Source organism: Burkholderia sp. GbtcB21 (genome assembly GCF_019091065.1).
In the GTDB taxonomy this organism is placed as follows: Bacteria; Pseudomonadota; Gammaproteobacteria; order Burkholderiales; family Burkholderiaceae; genus Burkholderia; species Burkholderia pyrrocinia_C.
This window is the reverse complement of sequence record NZ_JAGXKA010000003.1, coordinates 154,929-167,485: the sequence shown is the minus strand read 5'-3', so window position 1 is coordinate 167,485 and position 12,557 is coordinate 154,929. Positions and strand designations below refer to the sequence as shown.

Sequence of the window (12,557 nt, the reverse complement as noted above, 5' to 3'; positions counted from 1 at the left end):
CCGCTGGTTCGCCCGACCACCGATGGCGGTTCCCCGTGAGCCGCCATCGGTCGTCGGGCGAATGCACAGTCGGGGCCGCAAGGCCGGCCCGGCCGCGCATTCGCGCCGTTTCTCACCCCGCAAACCATCCGGAATGAAAGCACGCGCCGCGCATCGTGAGGCGCGACATAACCGAGACCAACATCATGAAAAGCTTCCCCATCCGCGTCATCATCGCCGACGACCATCCGGCGGTCGTCGTCGGCGCGCAGTACGAACTGTCGGCGTCGAACACCGTGGCGGTCGTCACGACCGCGCACGATTCGACGGCGCTGATGGAGGCGCTCGCCGCCCATCCGTGCGACGTGCTGGTGTCCGACTATGCAATGCCCGGCACCGATTACGGCGACGGCATCACGCTGTTCAGCGCGGTCCTGAAGCGCCACCCGAACCTGAAGATCGTCGTGATGACGATGCTGGAGAACGCGGTCGCGCTGCGCGCGCTGATCGATCTCGGCATCCATTGCCTCGTCAGCAAGTCGGACATGACCAACCATCTGACGATGGCGATCCACGCGGCCTATACGAATGGCCGCTATCTGTCGCCTTCGATGGATCGCGCGCTGCGCCAGGTCGGCGCCACGGCGAACAAGACGCCGACGCTGTCGGTGCGCGAAGCCGAAGTGGTACGCCTGTTCGCGTCGGGGTTGTCGGTCAACGAGATCGCGGACAAGCTGAACCGCAGCAAGAAGACCATCAGTACGCAGAAAAGCTCGGCCATGCAGAAGCTCGGCCTCGAGCGCGACGTCGACGTGGTTCGCTACGCGATCGCGTGCGGGCTGGTGGCCGACCCGGGCAGCGCGGTGCTGCCGCCCGACACGATGCCGTGAAGACATCGCAAGCCGCGGCCGCCGGCTTGCGCGGCCGGCCGTGCGCCAATGGCGGCGCCACTCACGCGCCGTCGCCCCGATTCCCGCCTGCTTCTTCCCCGCCCTTCCCTTCGCTGCCCGACGCGGCCACGATGCCGTGCTCGATCGCGTAACGCAGCAGATCGATGTCCTTGTCGATGCCGAGCTTCTGCATCGCGCGCGCCTTCTGCGTGCTGATGGTCTTCTTGCTGCGGCTCAACTGTTCGGCGATCTCGTTCACGGTCATGCCCGACGCGTACATCCGCACGACCTCGATCTCGCGGCTGCTCAGCGCCGGCGCCTGGTCGGCGAACCGCGCGCTCGAATGCGTCCCCAGCGTTCGCACGACCGTCTCGACCGACGGCGAATAATAGGAGCCGCCCGTCGCCGCCGCATGGATCGCGGGAATCAGGTGATCGGTCGTGTCGGATTTGCTGACGATGCACGCGATGCCGATGCGCATCAGCGCGCCGACCACGGCCGCGTTGTCGAGCATGGTCAGCACGACGAGCTTGACGGCCGGATAGCGGCGCTGCAGGTAGGAGAACAGTGCGATGCCGTCGCCGTGGGCGCTGCCGGGCATCGCGTAGTCGGATACGACGACGTCGCACGAGCCGGCGTCGAGCAGCGCAACCAGTTCGTCCGAATTGCCGGCCGTGCCCGCCAGCTGGATCGTCGGCACCGACGACAGGCCGTGCTGGACGCCGACAAGCAACGCCGGATGGTCGTCGGCCAATACCACGCGTATTTGATAGGTTCCCATAGTCGCCCGGGTGTCCACCGCTGTCGCAGGCGGCCGACTGGCCGCCCGGTTGCTGGCGACGGCGCGATCGCGCCGCGCTGGATCGTAATTGGGCGCTATCTTCGCATGAAACCGGGGTGTCATCCACGGATCGGGCGCTGCCGGCAGCCGGCCTCGGTACGCCCCAAAAGAAACAGGCCGCCGGCTCTTCTGGAGCCGGCGGCCTGAAGCCTGCCGAGGATGCCGGTGCGCGACGGTCGGTCGCGCGCCGTCCGTGCGTCAGCTCATGACCGACGCAGGCACGGGGAACGCCGGCATGCCGGCGCCTCGCAATGCGTCATTGCGTGTCGAGGCGGATCTCGACGCGACGGTTCTGCGCGCGGCCCTCTTGCGTCGCGTTCGACGCGACCGGGTCCGCCGCGCCGAGGCCTTCGGCCGCGAACGAGCGCGCCTGCAACCCGTTCGAGCGCAGGTAGTTCACGACCGTGCGCGCACGCGCTTCCGACAGCGAGCGGTTATGCGCCGCGCCGCCCGTCGAATCGGTGAAACCGGTGATCGCGACGCGGGAGAACGTCACGCCGCGATTGATCTCGATGAAACGGTCGAGATCGCGGCGCGCCTGCGGCGTCAGCGCCGCGCTGTCGGTCGCGAAGTTCGCGTCGCCCTGCAGCAGCACCTGGCGCTGCGGAACCGGCGCCGGCTGCGGTGCGGGTTGCGGCTGTGCCTGCGGTTGCGGCGCCGGCTGCACGACCGGCTGCGGCTTGCCGCACATGAACGTGATTTCGCGCGGATCCTTCATCGGCGCGCGGCTGTACACGCGATCGATCATCTCGAGCGGCGTGAAGCCCTGGCCCTGACAGAACTCCTCGGCGGCGCGCGCGCACGAATTGGCGCTGCCGAGCAGCCCGTCGCAGCTTACGCGGAACACGCGGTCGGGCTTGCCCGGCACGGAAACTGCGCGGATGTCATAGGTCAATCCCGACTGGGTCGTGCAGGCGCCGAGCGCCATCGCGATCGCGCCGATCGACGCGGCGCGCAAGAACAATGATTTCATGGTCATGATGGCGTCCGCCCGCGGGCGGACGCTCGTAATGAAAAAGGTTGAATGGACGGGGAACACGTCGGGCGGGCGGGGCTCACGCCCCGCCCTGCGCGTTACCACTGGTACGACGCACCCACGCCGACGGTGTTGCCGCCGCTCGACAGACCCACGCCGGCCTTCATCTTCAGGTTCTGCGTGATACGGGCTTCGCCGCCGAACGCCACGGCCTGATAGCCCTTGTAGGTCGCGCCGCCGACGCCGAACGACAGCGTCTTGCCCGGATCGACGCCCGGAATCATCGTCAGCGCGGTGGCTGCGGCGATACCCGAGTACGCGTTCTTGGACACGTCGTTGATCTGGCCTTGCAGGCCGCCGACCGCACGGTCGAGCTGCCCCTTCGACGCCGCGTCGTTCGCGTTGATACCGTCCGCGATGTTGACGATCCGGCGGTTGCCGTCGTCGGTGCCGTTGCCGAACGAGACCGTGTTGGCTTCGTTCGCCACCGAGCCCGAGCCGATCGCCACCGACTGGCTGCCCGACGCGCTCGCGTTGCTGCCGATCGCGGTTGCGCCTTCGCCGGTGCTCTTCGCACCCGAGCCGATCGCCGCGCCGTTGTCCTTCGTGGCGCTGGCGTTCGAACCGATGACGGTCGCGTTGTTCGCGCCGCCGCCGACGCTCGCACCCGAGCCTGCCGCCGTGTTGCCCGTGCCGGTGCCGGCATTGGCCGCCGTCGACGAGCCCGGCGTGACGTCCGTGCCGGAGAAGTACGGGCTGTCGCCCGTACCGCCGCCGTTGCCCGGATTCTGCTCGAGCGCGCCGACGCGACCGTCCATGTCGTCGATCTTGTCGTTCAGTTCGGACAGCTGCCCGAAGTTGACGGCGTCGTACTTGTTCACGCCATCCGCGACGTTCTTCAACTGAACCGGTGCCGCGCCCGAGCCGCCGAGCGTCACCGAGCCGAAGTTCGGCGTGCCGTCGCCGTTCAGGTCGTAACGCACTGCCAGCGAATCGGTCGCGCCGTACGCGGCCGCGGCCTGGACTGCCTCCGCGACGGTCGAGTACTTCTGCCCGTTCACGTCGATCGCCGTGTCCGCGAGCTTGCCGTCCGCATCGACCGTCGTGCCGCCGCCGATCACGTCCGCGACGCTCTGCGCCGTGCCGTGCAGCTGCGACCCGTTGATCGCGTCGTTGCTCGTCGCGTTCACCGCACCCGCGGCCACGCCGGTCAGCACGCGGTCGCCCGCGGTGCCCGTGAAGTCCACGACCGTGCCGTCCGTGTCCTTCGCGACCGTGATGTCGCGCGTCGTCGCATCCTGCTGGACGAGGCCGATCGAGCCATCCACCAGGCTGTTCGAGATGTTCGTGATCGCATCGCCGACGTTGTTGAACGTCTGGTTGTTGACCACGTACGTCGGGCTCGTCACCTTGCCGTCCGCATCGACCGTCGAACCACCGCCCAGCGAATCGGCGACGCTCTGCGACACGCCGTGCAACTGCGCGCCGTTGATCGCGTCCGTGCTCGTGGCCGTCACCGCGCCCGCCTTCACGTTCGAGATCGTCGTGCCGCCCTTGCCGGCCAGCACGACCTGGTCGAAGTTCGCGGTGCCGTCCGTGTTCTTGCCGTATGTCACGGCGAGCGACGTCATCGTGCCCGGGTTGGTCGGATCGACCGGTGCGACCAGACCCGCATCCTGCAGCTGGCCGAGGTTCACCGCATCGTGACGATCCACGCCGTCCGCGACGTTCGACACCTTCACCGGATCGTTGCCGTTACCCAGCGTCACCGAACCGTAGTTCGGCGTGCCGTCCGTGTTGCGGTCATACGTCACCGCCGCAATCGACTGGCCCGTCACCGGATCCACCAGGCCCGAATCGGCCAGCTGGTTCTTGATGACCGTGATGTTGGTCGTGTTGTCCACGACACGGCCGTCGAGGTTCGCCAGCGCGTCGCCCACGTTGTGGTAGTCGTGCTTCTGCGAAGCGTCCGCCGGATCGGCCAGCGAGTACGTCGGGTTCGTCACGGTGCCGTCCGCGCCGACGGTCGAACCGCCGCCCAGCGAATCGGCCACGCTTTGCGACACGCCGTGCAGCTGCGAACCGTTGATCGCGTCCGTGCTCGTGGCGCTCACAGCACCGGCCGCCACGTTCGACAGCGTCGTGCCGTTGGCGCCGCCGAGCGCCACCGTGCTCTTCGACGCGTCACCGTAGGTCACCGCGAGCGAGGTCAGGCCCGCGCCCGGATTCGTCGGATCGACCGGCGCAACCAGGCCCGCTTCCTTCAGCTGCGCCACGTTGACTGCATCGGTGCCGTCCGTACCGGCTGCGACGTTCTTCAGTTGAACCGGTGTCGTTGCATTCGCACCGCCCAGCGTCACCTGGTTCTTCGCCGCGCTGTCGTATACCACTGCCAGCGATTCACCCGTGACCGGGTCGATCACGCCGCCACCCTTCAGCGAGTCGCGCAAATCACCGATGTCCTGGTTCGTCGCGAACAGCTGCGAACCGTTCACCGCGTCCGTGCTCGTTGCCGACAGCTCGCCCGCCTTCACGTTCGTGATCGTCGTGCCGGCAGCGCCGCCGCCCAGCGTGACCGTGCCCTTCGACGCGTCGTCGTACGCCACCGCCAGCGACGTCAGGTTGCCCTGGCCGTCTTCGCCCACCAGACCGGCTTGCTTCAGCTGGCCGAGGTTCAGCGCGTCGCTGTCGCCCGTTGCGTCGGCGACGTTCGTCACCTTCACCGGACCGTTGCCGTTACCCAGCGTCACCGAACCGTAGTTCGCCGTGCCGTCCGGGTTGCGGTCGTACGTCACCGCGGCGATCGATTGACCCGTTACCGGATCGATCAGGCCCGAGCCCTTCAGCTGGCTCACGTTCACTGCGTCCAGGTCGGCCACACCGGCCTTCACGTTCGCGAGCGTCGTGCCGTCGGTGCCGCGCAGCGTCACCGAGTTGTAGTTCGGCGTGCCGTCCGCGTTACGGTCATACGTCACCGCCGCGATCGACTGGCCCGTCACCGGATCGACCAGACCCGAGTCCGAGAGCTGGTTCTTGATGACCGTGATGTTGGTCGTGTTGTCCACGACACGGCCGTCGAGGTTCGCCAGCGCGTCGCCCACGTTGTGGTAGTCGTGCTTCTGCGAAGCGTCCGCCGGATCGGCCAGCGAGTACGTCGGGTTCGTCACGGTGCCGTCCGCGCCGACGGTCGAACCGCCACCCAGCGAATCGGCCACGCTTTGCGACACGCCGTGCAGCTGCGAACCGTTGATCGCATCCGTGCTCGTCGCGCTCACTTCACCCGCCGCCACGTTCGTGATCGTCGTGCCGTTCGCGCCACCCAGCGTGATCGAGCCCTTCGACGTGTCGTCATAGGCAACGGCGAGCGGGTTGCCCGGAACACCGATGCTGCCGTCGACATAGTCCTTCATCTGGCCGTAGTTGACCGCATCCGTGTCCGCCGTGGCAGCCGCCACGTTCGACACCTTCACCGGGCCATTGCCGTTACCCAGCGTCACCGAACCGTAGTTCGGCGTGCCGTCCGTGTTGCGGTCGTACGTCACCGCAGCGATTGCCTTGCCGTCATTGCCGATCAGGCCCGAGTCCTTCAGTTGGCTCACGTTCACTGCGTCCATGTCGGCCACACCGGCCTTCACGTTCGAGATCGTCGTGCCAGTCGCACCGCCAGCCAGCGTGACCTTGTCCTTCGCCGTGCCGTCGTACACCACTGCCAGCGATTCGCCCGTCGTCGGGTCGATCACGCCGCCGCTTTGCAGCGAGTCGCGCAGGTCGCCGATGTCCTGGTTCGTCGCGAACAGCTGCGAACCGTTGACTGCGTCCGTGCTCGTCGCCGACAGCTCGCCTGCCTTCACATTCGTGATCGTCGTGCCCGCAGCACCGCCGCCCAGCGTGACCGTGCCCTTCGACGCATCGTCGTAGGCCACCGCCAGCGACGTCAGGTTGCCCTGACCGTCTTCGCCCACCAGACCCGCTTGCTTCAGCTGGCCAAGGTTCAGCGCGTCGCGGTCGCCCGTTGCGTCAGCCACGTTCGACACCTTCACCGGGCCATTGCCGTTACCCAGCGTCACCGAACCGTAGTTCGCCGTGCCGTCCGGGTTGCGGTCGTACGTCACCGCAGCGATTGCCTTGCCGTCATTGCCGATCAGGCCCGAGTCCTTCAGTTGGCTCACGTTCACCGCATCCATGTCGGCCACACCGGCCTTCACGTTCGAGATCGTCGTGCCAGTCGCACCGCCAGCCAGCGTGACCTTGTCCTTCGCCGTGCCGTCGTACACCACTGCCAGCGATTCGCCCGTCGTCGGGTCGATCACGCCGCCGCTTTGCAGCGAGTCGCGCAGGTCGCCGATGTCCTGGTTCGTCGCGAACAGCTGCGAACCATTCACTGCGTCCGTGCTCGTCGCCGACAGTTCGCCTGCCTTCACATTCGTGATCGTCGTGCCCGCAGCACCGCCGCCCAGCGTGACCGTGCCCTTCGACGCATCGTCATAGGCCACCGCCAGCGACGTCAGGTTGCCCTGACCGTCTTCGCCCACCAGACCCGCTTGCTTCAGCTGGCCAAGGTTCAGCGCGTCGCTGTCGCCCGTTGCGTCAGCCACGTTCGTCACCTTCACCGGACCATTGCCGTCGCCCAGCGTCACCGAACCGTAGTTCGGCGTGCCGTCCGGGTTACGGTCGTACGTCACCGCGGCGATTGCCTTGCCGTCGTTGCCGATCAGGCCCGAGTCCTTCAGTTGGCTCACGTTCACTGCATCCATGTCGGCCACACCGGCCTTCACGTTCGAGATCGTCGTGCCAGTCGCACCGCCAGCCAGCGTGACCTTGTCCTTCGCCGTGCCGTCGTACACCACTGCCAGCGATTCGCCCGTCGTCGGGTCGATCACGCCGCCGTTCTGCAGCGAGTCTTCCAGCGAACCGACACGCTCGTTCGTTGCAAACAGCTGCGAACCGTTCACCGCGTCCGTGCTCGTCGCCGACAGCGCACCCGCCTTCAGGTTCGTGAGCGTCGTGCCATCCACGCCGGCCAGCGAGACGAGGTCGAAGTTCGCCGAGCCGTCCGGGTTCTTGGCGTAGGTCACTGCAAGCGGATCAGAGCCGCCGCCCCGCTGGGCCAGCGCGTTGAGCGCATCGCCAACGTTGTGATAGGTCGCACCGTCAAAGGTATACGTCGGGTTCACGATGGAACCGTCCGCGCCGACCGACGCATTGCCACCGAACGCACTTACCGCGTCCTTGAGCTGGCTCACGTTCACCGCGTCCGTGTCGGCCGTACCCTTCGACACATAGATGATCTGGCGCTGCTGGCTCGTCGAACCGACCGAGATCGAGTTCAAGCGATCCGCGACCGAATTCGAGCCCAGCGCGACCGAGTTCTGCGCCGCGCTCGTCACGTTGGCCGCGCGGCCGATCGCGATACCGTTCGTCGCGAGCGGATCGACCTGTGCGGTCGTGCCGAATGCCATCGAATCCGTTGCGTTGGCGCGCGCCGTATTGCCGAACGCCAGCGCGTTCAGGCCCGAAGCGCCCGCGTTGAAACCAGCGGCCACTGCGTTGTTGCCCGATGCGTTCGTGCCGTTACCCAGCGCGAGCGCGCTGGTGCCGGTCGCCCGGCCGCTGCCGAACGCAACGGCGCCCGTGGCCGTCGCCGACGCACCCGCGCCGAGCGCGACCGAGCTATTGCCCGACGATACCGACTGTGCGCCGATCGCGATCGCCGTATTGCCGGTTGCGTTGGCTTCCGCGCCGATCGCCACGCCATACGTGCCCGGGCGAACGGATGCGTTGTCGCTGCCGTCGCCTGCGCCGTCGACCTGGACGTACGGATCCGTACCCGCAACCGTGTTGATCGCGTCGAGTCGGCTGTTCACGTCCTGGATAGCGGACGTCGTCTTCGTGTCGATGTTGTCGAGCGCCGCCTGCGTGCTCGTGGACGCGACGCCCATCAGCTCGTTCACCTGGCCGACGGTAGCCGCATCACTGTCGGCCTCACCGTTCTGCACGTTCGTGATCCGACGTTGCAGGCCGGTCGTGCTGTTACCGACGGAAATCGTGTTGATCTCGTTCGCGAGCGAGCCGAGGCCCAGCGCCACCGCGTTGATGCCGGTCGCCTGTGCGGCGACGCCTGTACCACGGCCGCCGATATACGGGTTGCCCGTCGCCACGGCCTGCTGCATCTGCTGCACGTTGACCGCGTCGGTTGCCGCGACACCCGCCGCGACGTTCGACAGCGTCACCGGACCCGACGCGCCTGCGCCGCCCAGCGTCACGCGGTTCTTTGCTGCGCTGTCGTAAACCACCGCCAGCGATTCGCCCGTCGTCGGGTCGATCACGCCGCCGTTTTGCAGCGAGTCCCGCAGATCGCCCACGCTCTGGTTCGTCGCGAACAGTTGCGAACCGTTGACCGCATCCGTGCTCGTCGCCGACAGGTCGCCTGCCGCTACGTTGTGGATCGCTACCGGCGTGCCGGCGTTGCCCAGCGTGACGCCTGCCTTGGTCGCGTCGTCATATACCACGGCCAACGATTGGCCCGTGACCGGATCGATCACGCCGCCGTTTTGCAGCGAGTCTTCCAGCGAGCCGACACGCGTGTTCGTCGCGAACAGTTGCGAGCCGTTGACTGCATCCGTGCTCGTCGCCGACAGGTCGCCTGCCGCTACGTTGTGGATCGCCACCGGCGTGCCGGCATTGCCCAGCGTCACGCCTGCCTTGGTCGCGTCGTCATAGGTCACAGCCAGCGATTGGCCCGTGACCGGGTCGATCACGCCACCGTTCTGCAGCGAGTCGCGCAGATCGCCAACGCTCTGGTTCGTCGCGAACAGTTGCGAACCGTTCACCGCGTCCGTGCTCGTCGCCGACAGGTCGCCTGCCTTCACGTTCGTGATCGTCGTGCCCGCAGCGCCGCCGCCCAGCGTGACCGTGCCCTTCGACGCGTCGTCGTACGCCACCGCCAGCGACGTCAGGTTGCCCTGGCCGTCTTCGCCCACCAGACCGGCTTGCTTCAATTGGCCGAGGTTCAGCGCGTCGCTGTCGCCCGTTGCGTCAGCCACGTTCGTCACCTTCACCGGACCATTGCCGTCGCCCAGCGTCACCGAACCGTAGTTCGGCGTGCCGTCTGCATTACGGTCGTACGTCACCGCAGCGATCGCCTTGCCGTCGTTGCCGATCAGGCCCGAGTCTTTCAACTGGCTCACGTTCACTGCATCCATGTCGGCCACACCGGCCTTCACGTTCGTGAGCGTCGTGCCGTTCGCACCCGCAAGCGTCACCGTGTCCTTCGCCGTGCCGTCGTATACCACCGCCAGCGATTCGCCCGTCGTCGGGTCGATCACGCCGCCGCCCTTCAGCGAATCTTCCAGCGAACCGACGCGCGTGTTCGTCGCGAACAGTTGCGAACCGTTCACTGCGTCCGTGCTCGTCGCCGACAGGTCGCCATCCGCGACGTTGACGATCTTGCGTTCGTTGCCAGCGCTGCCGACCGATACGGTATTGGCCACGCTTGCGACGGAGCCGTTGCCCAGCGCAACCGAGTTGCTGCCGGCTGCCACGGTATTGGCGCCCAGCGCCATCGCGTTATCAGCCGCTTTCGCGTTGAAGCCGAGCGACGTGCCATTGGCAGCCGCCGACGACTGCGCACCGAACGCGAGAGAGTTTGCGCTCTGCGCATGCGCATCGCGGCCGATCGCCACGCCGTCCTCGGAGGCGACAGCGGCATTGCCGATTGCCACACCGTTCTGCATCTCGGACTTCGCGTTGTTGCCGATCGCGATGCCGCCGTCGGCAACCGTCGATGCGTTGGAACCCACGGCGACCGAGCCCGCGCCCACCGCGCTGGCAGCATCGCTGCCATCGCCTGCGCCGTTTGCCTGGAAATACGGGCTATCGCTGCCGACATTCGCAATCGCGGCGTTCAGCTGGGCGAGGTTGACCGCATCCGTATCCTGCGTGCCGGCGGCCAGGTTGGTGATTTGACGTTGCTGTGTGGCCGAACCGACCGAGATCGTATCGTTGCGATTCGCGATTGCATTCGTACCCAGCGCCATCGCGTTCGTCACATTTTCGGCGACACTGGCGTTGTTGCCGATCGCGACGGAATTGGTTGCCCCAGCCGCGACACTGGCGAGATTGCCCAGTGCAGTGGCGCCTCCTGCCTGTGCCGACGCCTGATTGCCCAATGCCGTGGAGCTGTTGCCCGTTGCATTGGAAAGCCGGCCGGCAGCCAATGCCCCGGTACCATTTGCTTCCGCAGACGATCCAAGCGCCGTCGACGACAGTCCATTCGCAGTCGCTCCATTGCCGATCGCGGTTTGACCGGTGGATGAGCCGCCAATAAGCGGGGTAGTAGTCGCGCCAGAGCCGATTGCGATGGAACCCGCACCGTTCGCAGTTGCATCGGTGGTTCCGTTGACCTTGACGAACCGGTTTGACGTCGTCAGCGCGTTGTCGAGCGCAGTCAGTGCACCGCCGACCGTCGTCTGCCGGCCGCCGTTCGTGAGGTTGTACGTCGGGCCCGTCACCGCGCCCGTCGTCGCGTTGATCGTCGCACCGCCGCCGAGGGCCGTCACGACCGGGGTGAGCTGCGCCACGTCGACGGCGTCGGTCGCCTGAGTGCCTGCAGCCACGTTCGTGATCTGGCGATTCAGCGTGCTCGAACCTACCGATACGGAATTGGCGCGATCGGCCAGACTGTCATTACCCAACGCCACGCTGTTAGTGGCGGTTGAAGTCGCACTATTTCCCAGTGCGGTTGAACGATTCGCGTTTCCAGCGGCGCCAGCGCCCACAGCCACGCCTCGCTGCGTGTAAGCACCGGAACCAACCGCGACCGCAGCGGACCCAAGATTCCTCGCACTATCGCCAATAACGACTGATCCTGAGCCGGACGAATTCGCGGAGTGACCAATCGCGATTGAACCGGTAGCACCCTCGATGTCGCCGTCCAACACGAGCGCGTCATTGCCGATTGCAATACCGTAAGTCGGGGTGTATCGATTGCTCGATCTCACCGCGGAACCCGCCCCAACCGCGATGTTGGTCCCAGACGCAGTGCCGCCGTCCAACCCACCCATCAGGCCGATGTCCGCCGACATGACTCCAACTCCACCGCCCGACTCAGGTGCCGTGGCATTGATATTGTTGAGCGTCGAGGTCATGGTCGACGTGGTACCGACGGCGGAACCGATCACCTTGCCGATCTTTGTCGAGACCGTCGACGAATCCGCATCGTCCTCGGCCACCTGGCTCGCGCCATTTGCGTCAACAACACCCTCGGTGCCCTCGACAACTTCACGCACGTCCGCCGCCGACACGCCACCAACCGCTGCACCACCCAACGCGACCGCGACCAGCGCCTTGCGCGCCACCCGCGACGATCCCTTCGATTTCGAGCGCGCCGTTTCCTCGGCGGCCACCCACGTACCCGTCGTGGCATTCCAGACGGTCCGATAAGACTTGTTCATGTCCATTGCCTCTTAGCAAAAAAGTGAGACGAAATACCTTTAGTTACCTGAGGCAATATATTTTTCGCATGCGGTTTCGATAATCAGACACCGGGAGTAGCCCAAACTAATTTCATAGGACTGGTCTGAATATGACGATGCCTGACAATTCTGCGAGGAAACCGCACAATAGCGTCGTCGTTCCGTTTGACATACGCATCTATCGGGCCGTATAAACGCAACGCGCAGCCGCCTTCAAAAATAGGACTGGTCCTAGCGATCGTCGCCGATTGCTTCGGACTGCCCTACATACCGACGGCCCTGCCATCCCGATAATTGGCTCGTTCCCCGAGCCGGCAGCGCAAACGCCTGCCCTCCCACACGGCTCACGGATATCGCTACGCGTTCCGCTTCGACATACCGGTCAGCGCCGGCCGAAG

At 66.2% G+C, this 12,557-nt stretch carries 4 protein-coding genes and 1 pseudogene; 1 reads left to right on the top strand and 4 read right to left on the bottom strand.

Going from position 1 to position 12,557, the window contains the following annotated elements; all coding sequences use genetic code 11:
- The first annotated feature begins 185 nt into the window (after positions 1–185).
- Positions 186–869 carry a response regulator gene (locus tag KVT39_RS08780; protein WP_243565980.1) on the top strand — a complete coding sequence of 228 codons (684 nt, stop codon included), beginning with the start codon at positions 186–188 and terminating at the stop codon, positions 867–869.
- Between the two features lie 61 nt (positions 870–930).
- Here the strand turns inward: KVT39_RS08780 and KVT39_RS08775 are convergent, their stop codons facing one another.
- The 4 genes and pseudogenes from KVT39_RS08775 to KVT39_RS38645 form a co-directional block, all read right to left on the bottom strand.
- The gene (locus tag KVT39_RS08775; RefSeq protein ID WP_034181843.1) at positions 931–1,650 is read right to left on the bottom strand and encodes a response regulator transcription factor; all 720 of its coding nucleotides are present in this window, start codon (positions 1,648–1,650) and stop codon (positions 931–933) included.
- 316 nt (positions 1,651–1,966) lie between these two features.
- Complete coding sequence (locus KVT39_RS08770; protein WP_217588548.1) at positions 1,967–2,689, bottom strand: OmpA family protein; 723 nt, start codon at positions 2,687–2,689, stop codon at positions 1,967–1,969.
- A gap of 95 nt (positions 2,690–2,784) precedes the next feature.
- Positions 2,785–11,301, bottom strand: coding sequence for a YadA-like family protein (locus KVT39_RS08765; protein WP_368858913.1), 8,517 nt, complete (start codon positions 11,299–11,301; stop codon positions 2,785–2,787).
- A gap of 33 nt (positions 11,302–11,334) precedes the next feature.
- Positions 11,335–12,138 (bottom strand): annotated as a pseudogene (locus KVT39_RS38645) (ESPR-type extended signal peptide-containing protein); the annotation flags it as partial.
- Positions 12,139–12,557 lie beyond the last annotated feature (419 nt).